Genomic DNA, 19,019 nt, shown 5'->3' with positions numbered 1-19,019 from the left:
TTGTTGCTCAAAAGGTCGTGACATGTTAGAAGTAACTGGTGATTTTATACGACCATGACAACTACGATAAGAAGAAAGTTCAGGGTAAGCAGGCAGATGAAAGCAAGTCTCTGGGGGTCGCAGAAGGATCCAGTGCATAAAAGGAATTATGGTCCAGGACAGCATGGGAGAGCCCCAGTAAAGAAGATTTCGGATTTTTATAAGCAGAATGCTGCGCAACGCGCTTTCAGAACTTACTATGTTATTGGGAAAAAGCAGTTCGCGAACGTATTCGGTAAGGCCTATAGGGGTAAGGGCAATACGAATGATAATTTAATTTCTCTTCTTGAAAGCCGTGTTAGCTCAGTTCTATACAGGTCTGGTATGGTTCCGACGATTTTTGCTGCTAGACAGTTGGTATCGCACAAGCATGTCACCGTTAATGGGGAAATAGTAAACATTTGCAGCTTTACCTTGAAAGAGGGAGACGTCGTCCAGATAAGGGATAGGGCTAGCAATATTCCTTGTGTTGTTGCCGCACTTAGTTCGAATTCTGAAAGTCCACACTATTTGGAAGTGAATAGAGAAAAGAGATCTGTTAAACTGCTGGTTTTGCCAAAATTTGAGGATGTCCCATATCCTGTTGTAATGGAGCCGAACTTGGTGACCGAGTATTTTTCTAGTAAGATGTAAGGTTCTTCTGCCCATGTGACGGAACGGTAGACGTAGCGGACTTAAAATCCGTGGGCCTTTTGGCCTTGGGAGTTCAACTCTCCCCATGGGTATTTCCAGAGTTTATTTATATGGTGGCTTTGGTATGTCATTTGTCATTTTGCTGGGCAGAGTTGTGTGCTGTATTGTGCGTTTGTCAGCGGGTCTGCTGTCTCTGTCTTTTGCAAATAGGGGTCGGTCAGGCTTTGGTGTACTTGCGTTAAAGCGCGGGCTACAATCTTGTGCTGGTGTGTGGAATTTGTGGAGTTGAATGTGCTGTCTCTGGCGCAGGTTCTATTGTTTTTGTTTTGTTAAATGAAATGGAATGATTTCGAGGATATAGCAAGTGCCCTAGAGCTCCGTTATTCCGATAAGGACAATGTTAATCTTCGATTTACTGATCTGCGCAAGTGGATTCTTTCACTGGAGGGTTTTGATGACCATCCCGATGCTTGCAATGAGAGAATACTAGAATCCATACAAGCGGCTTGGATTTCTGAGCGGGAAGACAGGGAATGAGGGTTACGGTTTTAGGTTGTGGCAATTCTTCAGGTGTACCAGTTTTAGGTTGTGCATGTTCGGTATGTTTATCAAGTAATCCGCTTGATACAAGAACAAGGTGTTCCGTTCTTGTAGAGACTTCTTCTACTCGTTTACTCATAGACGCTTCACCGGATTTACGGGCCCAGGCAATGCGTGAGGGGTTCTCGAGTGTAGATCAGGTTTTTTACACTCACATACACTTCGATCATCACGCTGGAACTCATGAGCTTTCTTCCTTTGCCACCTCAGAGGGGAATTGTATTCACGTGTTCAGTGATGAATTTACTATATCTCACATGGAGAATCTCTATGGGTATCTTTTCAAGCCAGAACATTTAAGCAATGCAATGTGGAAAAGATGTTACCTTAGCGCAAGCGTTGTCCCGTACTACGAGGAGTTTGCTGTGGGGGATATGCTTTGCATGATTTTCCCCCAAACACATGGCAATATAAACAGTTGTGGAATTATTCTGAATGGAAAGTTTGCGTATTGTACTGATGTTCGTTTAATACCGAATCGTGCCCTTGATATTATGAAGTCCCTCGAGCTAGAGGTTTTTGTTATTGAGTGCTTTGACTATGAAGGGTCCTATGCTCACTCCAATTTTGTCGAAGCTTTGGAGTATATAAATCTCGTACGACCGAAAAGTGCCTTTTTCACCCACATGACGCATAAGTTAGCGTACGACGATCTGGTTACCAGGCTAAAAGTCAGTGGTGTCAGTCATGTGATGCCAGCACACGATGGTCTCTTTTTGGAGATATGATCTTTGAGACAGTTAGTTTGCTACGTGTTGGTGGGGTTGTTATCTTTCCAACTGAGACTGTGTATGCGCTTGCTTGTGATGCATCAAATTATCGTGCTATGTTGCGGATATACGATATTAAACAAAGAAATATCAAAAAGAACTTACCTGTTATGGTGGCAGGTATTTCACAGTTGGAAAGCTTTGCGTCATTTAATGAATCTCAAGCAAGGCTGATAAAAGAATGTTGTCCTGGTCCAGTGACGTTCATACTTAAGCGTAAGAAAAGCGCTCACCTAAGATTCAGGTTTCCAGAGAAGGTTGCAGTGAGAGTTCCGGACTCGAAAGTAGCGCTTAAAATCCTCAGAGGATTCAACCGGCCAGTTTTTGCTACCAGCGTAAATCTCTCAGGTAGACCAGCGGTGAGCAGTTTTACTCAAATAGGTAGTTATATGAAAAAAAGAGTCAGTCGTATTATATGTGATAACCGTGGAGTTAAAGGTACTGCTTCATCCATTATTGACATTTCTGGGAAAAGAGCTGTTTTAGTACGAAAAGGAGCGTTCAGCACTCCGTTCGTCGAAAATTCAGAGTTTGTAGAATAGAGTGCTTTGCAGTTCTCAGACGGCGTTTATCATTATAAACTCTACATTTGCCAATTTAGAATCTCAGGAATGTAGAAAAATTTCACTGAGTGAAATTCTATTTGGTGTATTCATTCATCAAAAATATTGCTCACTTCTAAAAGTTATAGTCTAATATCAGATAGGATTAGCGCCTCTAGGGTGCATGAAGGGAACGTGCATGAAAGTTGCAGATGATGAGTTATTGAAGAAAGTTCACCAGGCCTATCTTGATAGTCCTAATTCTGTTGATCCAAGTTGGAGAACTTTTTTCGAATCGGGGGGATATGTGAAACGCTCTGTTGGTCAGAGTGGGTCCTCGAACATGTCGTTCGTTCGAGTGGATAATGGGGCTGTTAGAGAAATTGCGGTTAGTGAGCAATGTCTACTTGACATAAAGATCAAAGATTTGAAGGATGCATACCGGAGGTTTGGTTACCTCGCTGCTGATTTGGATCTTCTTGGGTTAGTTAAGCCAATTGTTAGGCCAGAGCTTAACCCGGAGTTTCATGGATTGAGTGATGTATCGTGTAGTCTTTCAAGTGGGTTCACAGTGGAGCAGATCGTGTGTGAAATGCATGCCGTTTATTGTGGACACATCGGGGTGCAATTTATGCATCTAAGCGATAATAATGAAGTTACTTGGCTCAAAGAGAGGCTTGAAGGTAGACCGTTCTGTCGCATAGGTTTTGAGACATCACATAAGCTTGCTCTTCTAGATGTACTAATAAGGGTAAATGGGCTTGAGGAATTTGTTAACACCAAGTTTAGGGGTGTTAAACGCTTTTCCGTTGAAGGATGTGATACTGCACTAGTTGCACTGGAATCCATAATAGAAGTTGCAGCTAATGCTGGATATACGGATGTTATGGTAGGGATGTCTCACAGGGGGAGGCTGAATTCTCTGGTTAACACATTCGGGAAGAAATATAGGGCTCTATTCCATGGTTTTGAAGGTAAGTCACCTTTCCCGGAGGGATGTCAAATTCACGGTGATGTAAAATACCATTACGGGTTTTCTTGTGAGCGGAAACCTTTTCTGAGTGAAAAGACTATATTTGCGAGGTTATTGCACAATCCGTCGCATCTAGATTCTGTTGACCCAGTGCTTGTTGGTGCTGCGCGTGCTGCTAAAGATTCTGGTGCGGTAGTCTTTCCTGTGCTTTTACATGGTGACGCTGCATTTTCTGGGCAAGGAGTGGTATATGAAACCATGCTCTTGGAAGAGTTACCTAACTATGAATCAGGGGGCGTGATCCACATTATACTTAATAACCAAATAGGTTTTACTACTTCACCACGGGATGTCAGAAAGCAGCATTATCCTTCTTTCATTGGAGAGTCATTTGATATTCCTATTTTTCATGTCAATGGAGATGATCCGGAGGCAGTATTTTATGTCACCTTACTTGCTGCAGAGTTCAGAAATACATTTAATAAGAGTGCTATAATTGATATAATCTCTTACCGTCGTTATGGGCATAATGAAATCGACGAGCCAAAGTTCACTCAGCCAGAGATGTACGACGTGATTGAGGGGCACAAACGGTCGGTTGATATATACGCTGAGCGGCTTATAAAGGAAGGTGTTATTTCACAAGATAAATTTGTGGAGCTTACTCAAAATTTCAGGGGGCTTCTCGATAAAGAGCTGAAGGAAGCTAAGACTTATAAACCTAGCTATGAGGGTTTGATCCAGAAAGGCTGGGAGCAATACCTTGGGCAGGAAGGTCGTGATGAGCCTGAAGTGGAAACGAAGGTAACTAAAGAAGTTCTTTTTTCTCTTTCTGAAAAGCTTAACCATGTTCCTGAAGGATTTGATGTTAATTCCAAAGTACTGAGATTGCTCTTACGGAGAGAAGAAACTATTCTCTCTGGGTGTGATATAGATTGGGGAAATGGAGAGAATCTTGCTTTTGCGACAATACTGAATGAGGGGATGTCAGTAAGGCTTGCTGGACAGGATTGTAAAAGGGGTACTTTTTCGCATAGGCATGCTGTTCTCACGTCTCAGTCTACAGGGGAAGAGCTGTGCCTGCTGAATCACATTTCCGACGTAGCAAAAATGCAAGTGGTTGCCACACCACTATCTGAATATGCTGCACTGGGGTTCGAGTACGGTTACAGTCTTATTAATCCAAAGACACTTGTGTTATGGGAGGCGCAATTTGGTGATTTTGCCAACGGTGCTCAGATCATTATAGATCAGTTTATTTCCTCTGCTGAGTCAAAATGGCTTAGCAGAAGTGGTCTAGTTATGTTGCTTCCGCATGGGCATGAAGGCCAAGGCCCTGAACATTCATCCGCGAGAATTGAAAGGTTCTTGCAACTTGCTGCTGACAATAATATGCGTGTAGTGAATTGTACAACTCCAGCAAATTTTTTTCATGTTCTGCGTAGACAAGTTCTTAGTGAGATAGTAAGACCTTTGGTGGTTTTCACCCCTAAGTCACTGCTTAGACATAAAATGGCTGTTTCAAAGTTAGAGGAATTCTATGAAGGGAGATTCAGGCCTATAATTAGTGATTATTGTAGTAATACTAAGAAAATTCGTAGGGTGATTTTCTGTAGTGGTAAGGTTTATTATGATCTTCGGGCAGAACTCAATTCAGAGGACATACTACTAGTGAGGGTGGAGCAACTTTACCCAGTTCCAGATCGTGAAATTCGTGAAATTTTGGGTGCGCATAGGAATGCAGAGTTTGTATGGTGTCAAGAGGAGCCGAAAAATATGGGTGGATGGTCTTTCATGTTTCAGGTATTCGAAGAGCGCTATTCGAAGAAGTTAAGGTATATTGGCCGGGATTACTATCCGGTTCCGTCAGAAGGTTTCATGGATAATCATATTGCTAACCAAGCTGCCCTAGTTAAGGAAGCTATTAGCATCTAGGAGAAGTGAAGACAGTTTTCTAGCTGGGGGGTCGTGGTGAGGGTTTGCTCTTACTCCAGCTTGTAAACGCAGCTTACCCATGTGCGAGCTCTTCGGTATGCGTTACTTTGGTTTGCGGACTCATTTTGGTAATAGGCATATCTCTTACTCAGACTTTTTCCAAGAAGAACACTGAATGCATCATTCCCACCTGCAGAACAAAAGCAAATGTAAGTTTACACTTTACAAAGAATCTTTTTTCATGGCGGCCTTGTTAGGCTAATTGTTGATAAGTAGTCTAATGCTTTTCTTGTTAGGCGGCGACCCCGTTGTGTACGATTCAGAAAGCCTATTTTTATCAAGTATGGTTCTATTAACTCCTCTATCGAATCCTCTTTTTCCGAGATTGCGGCAGCAATAGTTTTTACACCCACTGGATTATCAGAATAATTTTCTGCTATGAAGTGCATATAGGTGTAGTCTAACTTATCTAAACCGAATTGGTCTACCTCCATCTTATTCAGTGCTAGGTCTGCAAATTCAGGAGTGATGACATCAAAATCGCTGACTTCAAGGAAGTCACGCATCCTCTTAAGTAATCTGAGAGCGATTCTCGGTGTTCCTCTAGAGCGTTTTGCGAGCTCTATCATGGCACCATTTTCTATATTAACAGACAACCTCTCTGCCGCTTGCTGAAGAAGTTGAAGTAGTTCATTTACAGTATAAAAGTCAAGCCTAAGTGTAATACCAAATCTATCTCTGAGCGGATTGGAGAGCATCCCTACGCGCGTAGTTGCTGCAACTAGTGTGAATTTAGCTAGATTTATTCTAATACTCTTTGCTGCTGGTCCATCTCCGACAATGAGATCAAGGTGGTAGTCCTCCATAGCGGGATAGAGGACTTCTTCTACAGCTGAAGGTAGCCTGTGTATTTCATCTATGAAAAGGATGTCATTTTTGTGCAGGTTTGTAAGTATTGCTGCAATATCACCGGCCTTTGAAAGAAGCGGTCCAGCGGTTGTGTGGATTCTACTTTCAAGCTCGTTACTTATGATGTGTGCTAATGTTGTTTTTCCGAGGCCTGGTGGACCACAGAAAAGTACATGATCGAGAGAGTCATTCCTTTTTTGCGCGGAGTCTATAAAAACTTGCAAGTTTTCTATGACACGCTTCTGTCCAACGAACTTTTTAATAGATTTCGGTCTAAGTGAAAGGTCCTGGAAAGTCTCCTCTTGCTCAAATATACTATCTCGCACTTTCTCTTGGTCGGGCCCAGAAGATAACGTAACTTTACTATACTTTCCATCACCAACATAGTGGTGATGATAGTCTTATTTTCCTTGAATTTCTGATGTGTTTAGCTGAATTACCGTATGTAGCTAATTCACTAAGGCATTTTCAATTAGAATGGGTTTTTCATCAGTAGTTACCGTACTTTTTTATTGCTGAAATGATCATTGTAATGGAACTGTGTTGCTAATTTACCGAACGGGACTGTATTTAGTCATGTCATTAAAGTCGCAGAGATGTTTTCCGCTCTTTTAATATCTTATCAATTATTTAAAGACTACAGCATTTTGAGTGCTAGTGTGATCAGTTCAGCTATTTCAATTGCAGGTTGGTTTGTCATGATTTCCATAACCACTTTATGGGAGGGTTTATGTTGAAAACCTAGCTTTACTAGTGCAGATACGGCCTCACTTACTATATGTATATTTGTCGAAGAAACAGTTCCAGGAAGTTGTAAGTCTAACTTCAAGAAGTCTTCATACGTTTCTGTGATGATGCGTTTTACTAGCTTCTCTCCTATACCTTTGATTTTTAACCGAGATTCATCTTTATTTTGAATTGCTAGGATCAGCTCTCCTAGTTCGAGATGATTTAGCAGACTCAGAGCAATCTTATAGTTTATTCCCTTTACTTTGCTCAGCATTCTCGCTACTTCTTGCGATTTTTTGCATTCAAATCCGTAAAGTTTGTTTATATTCTCGGAGAAATAATGCTCTATGTACAAAGATAGATTTTGCCCAGTACGAAGACTGTCAATCAGTCTACGTGTTGTAAATACGTTATATCCTACTCCGCCTACGTCTAATATAAGAGATTCTTGGCATAGGTCTGTTACCGTGCCTGTGAGTTTACCTATCATTGGAAGAAAAGATTTTAGCGATAAAATAAGTAAAGTAACACTGTAAAGAGTAAATCTAGTGGCAGATTAAGCGCAAAGAGTGTTTACGCGCTTTCTCTGGCTGAAGACACACGCAGCGCAGACGATGCCCGATTATATCTAAACGCTCAGGACATGGATGATTCTATTTGGTCGCACAATAAAAGACAAGTTAAAAGACAAGTGATAAAGCAGGTGTTCCATTATAAAGCCATTAGCAATTGGCTCTGGAAAATAATAGTATAAAACATATGGTAATTGAATAATATTTTTATACTTTGAGAATAAAATTAAATCTTCGTCAAGGACATGGAGGACATAGGCAGTGTTTTTTAGATTATGGAAAGTCTAATCCTTATGTGTAGAATCAGGGTTAATAGATCTGCAATTTATATTCCAGTGGTTTTTCAACTTTACCGATCAAAAGAAAAATTGCCATATAGTAGAGGATCATAAATGGGTAGCCTAAAGATTCTTTCTTACCGTAAATATGCTATAATTAGCTTAACTCCGCAGGTTCTTTTTCACCCACTTTTCACAGCTGGACCTGTGCCCGAGTTTTAGATTTTTTTACTGGAGAACTAAAGGATCCTCCTTTTGGACAGTAATCCCTGTCTGTTGTGCTGTGTGATAATTCGACTGGGATGTCCACTCTTTCCTTTATCGTCTGTTTTATGGTTAGTTGATTTACCTTCCTTTCGTTGGAGGATTTTGATGTTTGGTAATAATAGAAAAAAGAAGAGCAAATATAAGCTTCTTCAGAGTACTCAGTCCAGTGAATTGCTTAGTCAATACACAAAGGTAAAAAAAGCAGAAGCGGTTGTTGCGGTTTCCGCTGTTATTCAGAGCATAGCCTCTCTGGTGTTCGTTTCGTTTGTATCAGTACTGAATCAGAGGGGTTTGTTTAGAAGTGAACTGAAGGGCAAAATCTGGACCTTTGTCGAGTTCGCAGCGCTTTTATTGGTGCTCACATCACTTGTTCTGAGTGTTGTATCTTCAGCGTATATTAGCGGTAAAAAGGCACGGTTACGGAAACTACTAGAAAACTCTGATGCAAAGATCAGTGATACAGAGCTTTTCTATGCAGTAGAGCGTTGTGCTGAGAGTACTTCTTCAATTGTTAATGGCAGTTCTGCATTGGAAATCCTTGCAACCTCGGTTTTCCTTGTTAACCAGGTTCTTACAATTGCTGAGATATTCCATCCCTATGGGTTCAGAGGGCTACATAAATCCTGGGGAATGCCCTTTAGTGCCCAATGCCTTATAGATCTTGTCGCTCTAGCTATATTACTTGCTGCTTCCGTTTTAAGGGTGATCGCGGCCGATGAAAGGCGCCGTAAAGATATTACTACCGGGAATAAAAAGTCGCAACATAAAGCTGCCGGTGTATTTTCGTATATCTCGCTTCCTCTATTTTCCCTTTGTATAGGGATCTGTGCCACAGTTGCTAAAGTACTTCAAGGCATGGAAAGCAATGCTGTAATCGAGATAGATAAAGATTCCCATGGTACCTTTCCTCTTGGGTTTACTATTAAAGCGGTTTGCGTTGTCCTTGTTCTTTGTCTGGGTGTTTTTAAAGCCATTTCCGCTGTTATCGAATATATAAACGTAGAAACTCGTTTTGAGATGGAAAGCGGTGATGTGAAGCGTGCTATTGAGAAGGGTGATTGTACGGAAACGCTTGGAGTGCAATCAATCCCGGATTAACGAATGAGTAACTTGCGTGTCGTCCCCAGTATAATTAGCGCTAGTCCCAGCCAGATTAGCTGTATCTTGTCTCTATAATAAATTTCTACTGCGAGTCCCAAGGTTTCGTCTACACCAGTTATTAGGATCTGTATATCACTCAACGGATAGTGGAAGGTGTCTGACTCTGCATTAAGAGCATTTTCATTCCTATAAAATCGTAATTCTGGTTCTAATTTGGCTTTTCCATCGATGGTAAAAGCAGCCCTTACACCGGAAAAAAGATCGTTGTTGATTTTGTTACAATCTATGAGCTTTATAACATGCTGTTTTACTGTAAGTTGCTCTCCTACCTGAAAGTATTGTTTGTTTTCCAATGAATTTGATGCAAATCCAGCCACTGAGTAAAGAAATAATCCAAACCCAAAGTGTGTCAGAAAGAAAGCACTTCTTTTTGCTGAGAAGATCCCTTTTATGCTACCCTCCTGTTGTAGGTCTTTTACATGTTTGGCCAGGAGACTGAGCATCGTCATCATTCCCGAAATCGAGAGAAAAGCAGTAAGAATGTTTACGAAATTTCCTAATGAGAGTGCTATCGCAGCCAGGGTTAATACGATGAATTTTATCCACTTTTCCTTGCTTTTAAGTACAATAAACAGGCAAACACAGACCGCTAAGGTTCCAGCAACTTCTCCGGAAACAGTGTTGTAAAAAGATTGCATTATGTAAACGGAATCGTAGCCAAGTATCTCAGAGAACTTTGGTGCAAGTGTTGCCAAAAATAACACTATAAACAATCCAAGACACGAAATGCTCTGTGCTGACATTAGATAGTCTCTTGAGTCTGTATCGGTGTTGCTGCTCATGTCGCTGCTACGGAGAATACGGAATTTTGCAATGAAAATAACTGCTGAGGTTATTGATAATAGGCTGGTTATCATCAATAAGTACATTCCACTTTCTGCGCTCGTGTTGAATGTGTGAAGAGAATCTGTAATGCCCATTCTAGTGATAAAGGTACCGAATGTTGCTGTGACAAATCCGAGGATTGAAAGTCCTACGGAAAGAGCTTGAGACTTCCCTTTTTTAATTGATAGAAATGACGAGTGTATTGCACCAAGCATAAGTAACCATGGGAATAATGATATATTTTCCACTGGGTCCCAAGACCAAAACCCTCCCCATCCAAGTTCCCTGTATGACCACCATCCGCCAAGTGCTATACCGAGTGTCAAAAAGGTAAATGCGAGTAGAAGAGAGACGTTCAACAGCTTAAACTCTTCTTTTCCAGATTTTCCCGTTAGTAAAATCGCTATTGCAATTGAAAAACAGATTGAGGTTCCCACATACCCAAGATAGAGAATTGGTGGATGGATCATGAGAGCTGTATCTTGTAAAATCGGTTTCAGCCCAGTGCCTTCAGAGGGGGCAAGAATGAAGAGTTTGAACGGATTACTCGAATAAATTGTGAACAATAGGAATATGGATGCAATGTAAGATTGTATTGTTATAACGCCTTGGTAAATTTGTGAGTTTCTATATTTTCTTGAAAATATAAATAAATATAGTGAAAGTGACCAGATCCATAGGATCATAGATCCCTCATGGGTTGTCCAGCTTGCTACGAGTTTGTAATAAAATGGAAGGTTTGTGTGAGAGCTTGAGTATACGCTTTGCAGGAGAAAATTATTTGATAGATGTGCGTGAAAAAGAATGATGAAAATGATCGAATTCAAGAAAAACAACGCCCCGGGTTTTCTCATGAGACTAGAGAATAGACTGAGAAAAAGCAGTGTTGTTCCAAGATAGTAATGAATTGTTGTGAGCATCGATATGCACGATGGTGGTATCATCTATGGATTATACATGACGCATTTAAGTTGTTTAAGTAAAATAGTTGACCAGCTGTCAAAAAAGGATAAGTTATTTTTGATAGGGGTCCAGCAGTTTTTCCGAGATGCGTTAGTTGCTATACTAAAGCATTCTCTATTAGAATAAAGGGAATTTCTAGTTTATTCAATATTAACTTATGTTATTTAAGGTATTACCGAAGATCTGTACGGACTTCTGCTCTTTCGCTCATATTTCTAGCATTTATGGGAGTGAGTTTTGGTTTGTCGGTGTCTTCTGGGTGTTCTTGGTGTTTCTAATAAAAGCTGTTTTTTAATTATTAAATTAGTCTAGTTAAATAGATATTTACATTCATGAGTTAATATGCTTTTATTGTAATAAAGTATACCCTTTGTGTTTTAATATTTGATCGTGGAAATAATATGAGTGAAGAAGTAGGATTCGAAGAGGATTATTCGATAAGGCAGGCTTTCAGGAACAAGTTGCAGGAGATGTACTATAATGCTGTTGTTCTTGGGGATCAGGATATGTTGATCGATAGTAATGATCAGGTTATTTTGTTTGAATCTAAGTTGATCATGAGGAAGTATTTTTGGAATCGCAGGACGCAAACCTTTGAGAAGATTCCTACTGGTGTGATGCGTGGTGTGAGAAGGAGTAAAGGAGATTCGCAGCAGGAAGAGTGCGACTCTGAAGAGATTCACCAGAAAGAAGAGGAGCTGGTGCAGTAGGAGCCACTTTGCCATGCCCAATGCAAGTCGGAGGGTTCTTGTTCTTACAGGGCCTACTTCTTCTGGGAAGACTTCTGTCGCGTGTGCGGTCGGTCAGGTGTCTGATAGTCTTGTGATTGTTAACGCCGACTCAAAGCAGGTTTATAGGGAGTTGCCCATTTTGACTAGTCAGGCTTCTTGCGGTATGCTCTACGGGTATTTGTCGGTTTTTGATGAATTTGTTCCATCAGTTGCTTCTTGGATGCGTGATTGTGCTGCTTGTCTCCAAAGTGTCTGGGAGCAGAAAGGCATACCTTTAATTGTTGGTGGGACACCAATGTATGTGTATTCCCTGATAAATGGGATTAATCTTCTTCCTTCCTTGCCCGATTGTCTGGTGCGAGAGCTTTCTGTGGAGCTTGAGAATCTTGGTCCCTCTGGTTTTCTTGATCGCTTTGTTCGTAAAGCAGGTAAGGATTTATCTCAGTTTTCGTGCGATCCATATAAGATGCTGAGGGATGTTGCATACTTTCTGTATACTGGTAAAACGATTCAGGAGTTGTATCGCGAGTCTTCCGTATACAAGATTCCGTATGATTCCATTGACGTTGTATCCATTATCCCATCGGATAGAGACTCTCTTTACTTAAAAATAAATGAGAGGTTTCTCGAAGCAGTGAATTCAGGTGCGATAAATGAGGTAGCCTCGGTTGTTGAAAATAAAGCGGCTTTTAGAAATCGTGCGGTGACAACCATATGTGGTTTTAGAGAGATAGCCTCATATTTAAGAGATGAAATCACCTTCGAGCGCATGCTCGCAATGGGTCAGCGAAGCATTCGTAATTACGCCAAAAGGCAGTTAACCTGGTTTAGAAACAAGTTTAATAAAATTAAAGTTTTTGACCAACCTCAGGATGCTGAGAGGTACATTTTAGGGGAAATACTTCTCTAACGTCTAGCATAGTTTACGAGACTAAATAAGAGAATTAATGAGAAAAGCTGCTTTCCCATAAAGTTGGCCACTTAGGTATCTTATTTGAACCTCCCTGGCGGTTGTTAAGGTTTTCTAGGTTGTCAGAAGAAGTCCTTCGGTGTTGTGTTACTGCGAATCATGTCCTAAGAGTACAAACTGACTACGTTAGGCGGTATATTTTCATTGAGTCGCACAGGCAAAATGAACGATGAATGATCTCGAGTATATAGTCTCTAATCCAGAAGTGTTCACTGAGATGATGAAGAGGCGGGGCGCAAGCTTTAATCCTCTACCTCTAATTACGCTGTATGAAGAACGAAAAAGTTGTGTAACTTCACTCAATAATCTCCAAGCGAGCAAAAACGAATTGACCAAATCTTTTCAGGTTATTCAGGAGGGCAAAGGTGAGCTTTTTGAAAAAGCCAAAGTGATAGATAAGGAAATTCTAAGAGTTAAGGAGGATCTCCAAAAAATTTGTGAGCAGCTTGAGTTGATGATGTTAGATTTACCTAACATTTTAGCTGAAGATGTCCCAATAGGTGAAAATGATAGATCTAACGTTGTAGTAAAGTCATGGGGTGTGGTTAGGGATTTTGGTTTTGAACCCAAAGCCCATGATGAACTTGGTGTTGCTCTGGGTATATTGGATTTTTTAAATGTTGCTAAGGTTTCAGGGGCGAGATTTTCGGGATTCATTGGCAAGGGGGCGAGGCTGTTTAGAGTGCTCAAAGATTTCATGCTTGATCACAATACAGAGCATGGTCACCGTGAATATTTTCTACCATACCTGGTAAAAGAAGATGCTATGTATAAAGCCGGGCAGTTACCGAAGTTTTCCCAAGAGTCATTTAGGGTGGATGGCGGAATGCGCTTGGTTCCCACAAGTGAAGTTACTCTGCTAAACTTTGTGTCTGATAATTTTTTTGGGGAGGCTGAACTACCACTTAGGATGACATCCTACAGTGAATGTTTCCGTTCTGAGGCAGGGAGCAGTGGTAAGGATACTAAAGGTATAATACGGCAACATCAGTTTGGCAAGGTCGAGCTTTTGTCGATAACGGAGCCGGAAAAATCGGATGAGGAACTCGAGCGAATGTTGTGCATAGCTGAAGGTTTATTACAGAAGCTGAAGCTACCATACCGAGTTGTTAATTTATGTTCGGGTGATATTGGCTTCTGTTCAAAAAAAACATATGATATAGAGGTTTGGATTCCATCTCAATGCTGTTACAGAGAGATTTCTAGTTGTTCCAACTGTGGGGATTTTCAATCTAGAAGATTAGCGATCAAGTATAAATTCAAGAAAAAAAAGGGCTTTTTGCATACACTGAATGCGAGCTCTCTTGCTATTGGTAGAACTATTGTTGCAATTTTGGAGAATTATCAGATGCATGATGGTTCTATTGAAGTTCCAGAAGTCTTGAGAAGCAGGTTCGGTGCTGATTTTATCAAGTAGGTAAGTTGTCTGCTGTAACAGTCCCTATGAGATAGGAATAGTGCACCTTTTAATTTGCTAATATTAGTGACATGCCTTGTTCAAGGAGAACCAGGGCGGTTGTCCAATTCCTTTATGCGGTTCCAAAAATGGCGTCGATGCAAATCGTATTTCCCCTTTCACGTGATTTGCGGAGTTTTCCGGAAGAAAGTACTTTCCTCGTTGAGTCTATCAGCTCGACTTGAAACAAGGTGCCTGGAATGTGTGTATGTTTCTGTCACTCGTTCTACGGTCTGCTCTTATTAGTTTGTATACTCACGAATCAATGGCGAGTAGTTAATCTCGGTTGTTACTATCTAATTTAAAAAAACCCATTCAAATAGGAGTAGAATTTCTCGCTGTGTACGTAAGACGGATAGTCGTTTCTGCTGTCTTATCTGAGGAGAATGAATCGTGTGGTTTTGTCAAAATCGACGTTGAATGAGTGTGTTTCACGGAATTTGGATATCAAATATCTGATCAAAGACGTGTTCTTGTACTTACAGATGTGGAGCAAAGTGCTCAAATCCGTTTTGTGTTTCCTCTTGTTTCAATATGGCTTTTATAGTAGAATCCTGGGAGTTTCCTCGGTAGCTCAGTTGGTAGAGCATGTGGCTGTTAACCACAGGGTCGCTGGTTCGAGCCCGGCCCGAGGAGCGTCTGACTCTGCTAGTTGCGAGCTACAGTTGGTATCCGGGTTGTACGGTGCCCTTTCTTTTTCATATTTGTATTAGGTATGACCGTAATAAAGGAGCTTAACTTTGGGCCTCAGCATCCGGCTGCACATGGAGTACTGCGTCTGATTATGCAGCTTGATGGGGAGACAGTTGAGCGCCTTGATCCGCATATTGGTTTTTTGCACAGAGGGACTGAGAAGCTAATAGAGCATAAAACATATCTTCAGGCTTTACCGTACTTTGATAGGTTGGATTATGTTTCACCAATGGCGCAGGAACATGCCTATTCGCTTTGTGTGGAAAAACTGCTCGGCATTACGGTACCTCCTAGAGCGCAGTATCTAAGGGTAATCTTTGTCGAGATCACTCGCATTTTGAACCACCTACTAAACATCACTACTCACGCGCTCGATGTAGGTGCTATGAATCCCTTGTTTTGGATGTTCGAGGAGCGTGAAAAGATGCTTTCTTTCTATGAAAAGGCTTCTGGGGCGAGGTTCCATGCTGCATATATACGTCCTGGTGGGCTGGCTGCCGATATACCAGATGGTCTCGATGAAGAAATAATGTCCTTCTTAGAAAGTTTCCCACATAAGCTTGACGATGTTGCAGATGTTCTTACGGATAATCCAATTTTTAAGCAACGCTTAGTTGATATAGGTAAAGTAAGTAAAAAGGAAGCAGTTGCGCTTGGTTTCTCTGGCCCAGTTTTGCGTGCTTCCGGCATACCTTGGGATCTACGCAGAAGTCAGCCGTACGAAGTATATGAGTCGTTGGATTTTGCGATTCCAGTAGGAAATTGCGGTGATTCATACGATAGATATTTGGTGAGGATGGCTGAAATGTATGAATCAGTTAAAATCATCAAACAGTGTATAGATAGGCTTCCAGAAGGGCCAGTTGTGGTGGATGATAGGAAAGTTGCTCCACCGAGTCGTGCTGAAATGAAAACTTCCATGGAAGCTCTTATTCATCACTTCAAACTCTATTCAGAGGGCTATCATGTTCCAGAGGGAGAGACATATTTTGCGGTAGAATCTCCAAAAGGGGAGTTTGGAGTTTATATTGTTTCCGATGGTACGAATAAGCCATATCGTTGCAGGATCCGTGCACCTGGGTTTGTCCATTTGCAAGCTCTTGATGCTCTTTCCCGAAAACATCTGCTTGCTGATGTACCTGCTATTCTTGGGTCATTGGACATTGTTTTTGGTGAGGTAGACAGATGATCGATTGGTACGGTCTAATTTTTGAGAGGAGCAAGAGTTTTTATTTAGTATCACTGCTGCTTTTTTTGTGTGTTGTTGGCCTGAGTAGTTTTGGTTTATACAAACATTTCGACAAGGCTCCTGCACTTAGGGAGAGTATCTTGCTTTACGACGCTCTCAGCACAGAAAATCTTCGTGATTCAAAGGGAAAACTACAAAGCATCGTGGCTGCGAAGCATCAGCCCTATGCAAGTATTGCTGCTATCTACCTTGCTAGCTTCCCGCCTGAGTACTTAGATGATTTAAAAAGGAAAGAGTTGTACAATTTTGTCTGTCTCAATTCACCTTATGTGTACATTCGTGAACTTTCTAAGTTGAACCTCGAATTGCTCGATCGGCACGTTGAGAACCATCTTATTTATGCCTCAACCTCACAGTTTCTGGGTGCAGTTATGCAATTTTTGGAGGGTAAGGTAGATAATGCAGAGGTGTCTTTAAGTAACCTAGGAGCATCTGTTGATGTGAACCCGTATCTAAGAAGCCTTTCTAATAGACTTTTAGGCGCCATTTCCTATCAGCGTTCTGTATCTGACTCGTAACACTACTTCCTTTTATTTGTCTTCAGTAGGTTTGTTTCTAATTGGGGCGTCGTCGTTACTCTCTTGTTGTTGGTCCATTTCCTGTTGTACCTGTCTGTTTTCGTGGGACGGGTGCGTTGGTACTGCATTATCTTCTATGTATGAAGTATGGTGGCACGTGTCGTTGAACGTGTCACTCCGATTATTCAATTTGTTTATGCCCTTTTTCCATGGGGGCACAGGTTGGTTCGCACGATATCGCGCACACTTAGATAGTAATTTTTTTAATATTTGTGGTTTTAGAACTTTCAAGTATTGTTTTCCAATTTTTCTGAGTTTTCCTATTGTTGTTTTTGCTGTCTTTTTTATGTATTTCCAACTCAAGTAAGGTGTAATAAACGAAACAAGTGTATAAAAGAAATACTCTAGACTGATATGTCTTTTATTCAACCATAGCCATTTTAGGTACCCAAGCAGATAATGAAGACTCTCACCTGGGTTCAGAATTGCGTATTTGGTAGTGGAAATACTAGTCGTAAGAAGAGCGATAAGTATCACACTTGAGAAAAAAAGGTATGCTACTGCTAATATCAGCTTTGGGATTAATGTGAGTAGTGAATCGATTAGATACGAAAATAAAAGTACCCTGTAAAAAAGCATCTTGTCGTTTAAGTAACCGAAATCATATATCTACCTGGTTAAATGAGTATTTACAGCCACTAGTAGAGGGCAGCGGTGTTTAAGCTGCTGTTGTATAAACACTACTGTTTAAAAAAGTTTGTATACAAAAAGAACGATACAGACGCTTCCAGTAAAGAGATATGAAAGTGCAAGCGGATCGCACAGTGTATGTCTAGTCCGAGTCTTTGCAATAGAAGTGGCTACTATAGGTTCACGGAAAAACGCATTGAAGATAATTGGTAAGAAGTATCCGCAATTAAGAGCAGTGCTTATAACTAAAGTGACAATAAGTATGTAGTTACCTTGTGCCAATGCCTCTGATAAAATGTCAGCCTTGCATAGAAGGGTCGCAGTAGGTGGGAGTCCTATCATTGTAAGTGCTCCTACTGTAAATGAGGACATTGCTATAGGCATTTCTCTTCCTATTCCGTGGAGTTGCTTGATGCTTGTTCTTCCGGTTCTCGCATATATAGCTCCTGCAGTAAAAAAAAGTGTTATTTTCGCAAAGGCATGTAGGATCATATATAGAATTGCATAATGGAACGCGTTTTCAGTGAATATACTTAAAGTAATTCCAATATAGGAGAGTTGACTAATAGTAGAATAAGCTAAGATTTCCTTGAGGGAGTGTTTTTTCAGTGCAACGACAGATGCGAAGATGATCGTAAAGGCATAAATACAAGTTATTGGTGTCATGAGAACCACATTGGCCGGATCAGATATTGTAAAAACGTATTTCGCAACCTTCAGCATGCAAAATACTCCAGCCTTGACAACTGCAACGGCGTGTAACAACGCGCTTACAGGGGTTGGTGCGACCATGGCTCTTGGTAACCAACCATGTAAAGGAAAGATTGCAGCTTTCGCAGTTCCGTACCCGAACATCAAGAATAGTGCTAACCTTGGAAGTCCGACGATGCTTATGTGTAAGCTTGCATCAAAGGTGAAGCTGCCAGTAATCTTGTATGTAATTAGGATAGCGGGTAATAGTAATCCGACTGACGGAAGAACTAGATATGCTAGGTAAGTTCGTGCAGCTCTGAGACTATTTTCTGTATTGTCGTGATTTACAAGTGTGTAGGTCGCGAGGGTGAGTAGCTCATAGAAAATAAACATCGTAACCAAGTTTCCTGAGAATGCTAAAAGCATAGTAATAGCAAGCGAAAGGTGAATCCGTGCGAAAAATACGGCTTTTCTTCTTCCATTGATTGCGTACATATAGCTGATTGCATATATTGTCGCTGGTATGCTAAGTAGCGAGCATAACAAGGCAAACGTCAGTGTGATTCTATCCAACCCGAATGCGATTCCTATGTGATGCGTGATTTGAAACACTTCAATCGCAAGTGGCTCACCTTTTATTGCTAGCACTGCTGCAGCAACAAAACTTAATGTTGCAGTAAAGGTGCTAATTGTATAGTAAAAAACGGGCTTGCACCGTCCTGCTGTGTAGTACAGCAAAAATGCGAACAAGTGTGCCAGCGCAGTAACCCATAAAAAACCTGATTCGCTCATTTCTCACTTGTAACTCATCTATTTGTTTAAG

General features: G+C 41.0%; 16 protein-coding genes and 2 tRNA genes. 13 read left to right on the top strand and 5 right to left on the bottom strand.

What is annotated here, in order from left to right; all coding sequences use genetic code 11:
• Window positions 1-54 precede the first annotated feature (54 nt).
• The 6 genes from rpsD to NRI_RS02420 all read left to right on the top strand — a co-directional run bounded on the left by rpsD (window position 55) and on the right by NRI_RS02420 (window position 5,492).
• A complete protein-coding gene (gene rpsD, locus NRI_RS02450; protein WP_015816434.1) occupies window positions 55-672 on the top strand; it encodes a 30S ribosomal protein S4 in 618 nt (205 codons plus the stop codon).
• 9 nt (window positions 673-681) lie between these two features.
• Window positions 682-764, top strand: a tRNA-Leu gene (locus NRI_RS02445).
• 241 nt (window positions 765-1,005) lie between these two features.
• Window positions 1,006-1,209, top strand: coding sequence for a Fe-S cluster assembly protein IscX (gene iscX, locus NRI_RS02435; protein ID WP_015816432.1), 204 nt, complete (start codon window positions 1,006-1,008; stop codon window positions 1,207-1,209).
• Window positions 1,206-2,000 (top strand): MBL fold metallo-hydrolase, encoded by a 795-nt coding sequence (locus NRI_RS02430; protein ID WP_015816431.1) that lies wholly within the window; start codon window positions 1,206-1,208, stop codon window positions 1,998-2,000. Before iscX ends, NRI_RS02430 begins: the two co-directional genes overlap by 4 nt.
• Window positions 1,997-2,584 (top strand): L-threonylcarbamoyladenylate synthase, encoded by a 588-nt coding sequence (locus tag NRI_RS02425; RefSeq protein ID WP_015816430.1) that lies wholly within the window; start codon window positions 1,997-1,999, stop codon window positions 2,582-2,584. Before NRI_RS02430 ends, NRI_RS02425 begins: the two co-directional genes overlap by 4 nt.
• Window positions 2,585-2,768: 184 nt before the next feature.
• Complete coding sequence (locus NRI_RS02420; RefSeq protein ID WP_041351485.1) at window positions 2,769-5,492, top strand: 2-oxoglutarate dehydrogenase E1 component; 2,724 nt, start codon at window positions 2,769-2,771, stop codon at window positions 5,490-5,492.
• 239 nt (window positions 5,493-5,731) lie between these two features.
• Here NRI_RS02420 and ruvB read toward each other — a convergent pair whose 3' ends face one another.
• Together ruvB and ruvA are read right to left on the bottom strand one after the other, a co-directional pair.
• Entirely contained in the window at window positions 5,732-6,727 is a 996-nt protein-coding gene (gene ruvB / locus NRI_RS02415; RefSeq protein ID WP_015816428.1) for a Holliday junction branch migration DNA helicase RuvB, read from the bottom strand.
• Between the two features lie 311 nt (window positions 6,728-7,038).
• Window positions 7,039-7,620 carry a Holliday junction branch migration protein RuvA gene (ruvA, locus tag NRI_RS02410; RefSeq protein ID WP_015816426.1) on the bottom strand — a complete coding sequence of 194 codons (582 nt, stop codon included), beginning with the start codon at window positions 7,618-7,620 and terminating at the stop codon, window positions 7,039-7,041.
• 732 nt (window positions 7,621-8,352) lie between these two features.
• Here ruvA and NRI_RS02405 point away from each other — a divergent pair.
• Window positions 8,353-9,345 carry a hypothetical protein gene (locus NRI_RS02405; RefSeq protein ID WP_015816412.1) on the top strand — a complete coding sequence of 331 codons (993 nt, stop codon included), beginning with the start codon at window positions 8,353-8,355 and terminating at the stop codon, window positions 9,343-9,345.
• On the opposite strand, the gene ccsA is transcribed toward NRI_RS02405, so the two are convergent.
• Window positions 9,342-11,087 carry a cytochrome c biogenesis protein CcsA gene (ccsA, locus tag NRI_RS02400; protein WP_274377738.1) on the bottom strand — a complete coding sequence of 582 codons (1,746 nt, stop codon included), beginning with the start codon at window positions 11,085-11,087 and terminating at the stop codon, window positions 9,342-9,344. The genes NRI_RS02405 and ccsA overlap by 4 nt on opposite strands.
• Before the next feature lie 510 nt (window positions 11,088-11,597).
• Between ccsA and NRI_RS02395 the strand changes: the two genes are divergently transcribed.
• The 6 genes from NRI_RS02395 (at window position 11,598) to NRI_RS02370 (ending at window position 16,813) form a co-directional block, all read left to right on the top strand.
• Window positions 11,598-11,906 carry a hypothetical protein gene (locus NRI_RS02395; protein ID WP_015816410.1) on the top strand — a complete coding sequence of 103 codons (309 nt, stop codon included), beginning with the start codon at window positions 11,598-11,600 and terminating at the stop codon, window positions 11,904-11,906.
• Window positions 11,907-11,919: 13 nt separating this feature from the next.
• Window positions 11,920-12,837: a tRNA (adenosine(37)-N6)-dimethylallyltransferase gene (locus NRI_RS02390; protein ID WP_015816409.1), complete on the top strand. Its 918-nt coding sequence runs from the start codon at window positions 11,920-11,922 to the stop codon at window positions 12,835-12,837.
• Window positions 12,838-13,066: 229 nt separating this feature from the next.
• Window positions 13,067-14,314, top strand: a complete 1,248-nt coding sequence (serS, locus tag NRI_RS02385; protein ID WP_015816408.1) for a serine--tRNA ligase — start codon at window positions 13,067-13,069, stop codon at window positions 14,312-14,314.
• Window positions 14,315-14,916: 602 nt separating this feature from the next.
• Window positions 14,917-14,989 (top strand) — tRNA-Asn (locus tag NRI_RS02380).
• A gap of 79 nt (window positions 14,990-15,068) precedes the next feature.
• On the top strand, window positions 15,069-16,235 hold the full coding sequence (locus tag NRI_RS02375; RefSeq protein WP_015816404.1) for an NADH-quinone oxidoreductase subunit D: 1,167 nt from the start codon (window positions 15,069-15,071) through the stop codon (window positions 16,233-16,235).
• Window positions 16,232-16,813, top strand: coding sequence for a hypothetical protein (locus NRI_RS02370; RefSeq protein WP_015816403.1), 582 nt, complete (start codon window positions 16,232-16,234; stop codon window positions 16,811-16,813). Before NRI_RS02375 ends, NRI_RS02370 begins: the two co-directional genes overlap by 4 nt.
• Window positions 16,814-16,825: 12 nt before the next feature.
• Here NRI_RS02370 and NRI_RS02365 read toward each other — a convergent pair whose 3' ends face one another.
• A complete protein-coding gene (locus NRI_RS02365) occupies window positions 16,826-17,452 on the bottom strand; it encodes a hypothetical protein (RefSeq protein WP_015816402.1) in 627 nt (208 codons plus the stop codon).
• Window positions 17,453-17,560: 108 nt separating this feature from the next.
• Window positions 17,561-18,988, bottom strand: coding sequence for a proton-conducting transporter transmembrane domain-containing protein (locus tag NRI_RS02360; protein ID WP_015816401.1), 1,428 nt, complete (start codon window positions 18,986-18,988; stop codon window positions 17,561-17,563).
• Window positions 18,989-19,019: the final 31 nt, after the last annotated feature.

It is taken from the genome of Neorickettsia risticii str. Illinois (genome assembly GCF_000022525.1).
In the GTDB taxonomy this organism is placed as follows: domain Bacteria; phylum Pseudomonadota; class Alphaproteobacteria; order Rickettsiales; family Anaplasmataceae; genus Neorickettsia; species Neorickettsia risticii.
Note: the sequence above shows the minus strand (reverse complement) of the source record. Positions and strands in the feature narration are given on the sequence as shown.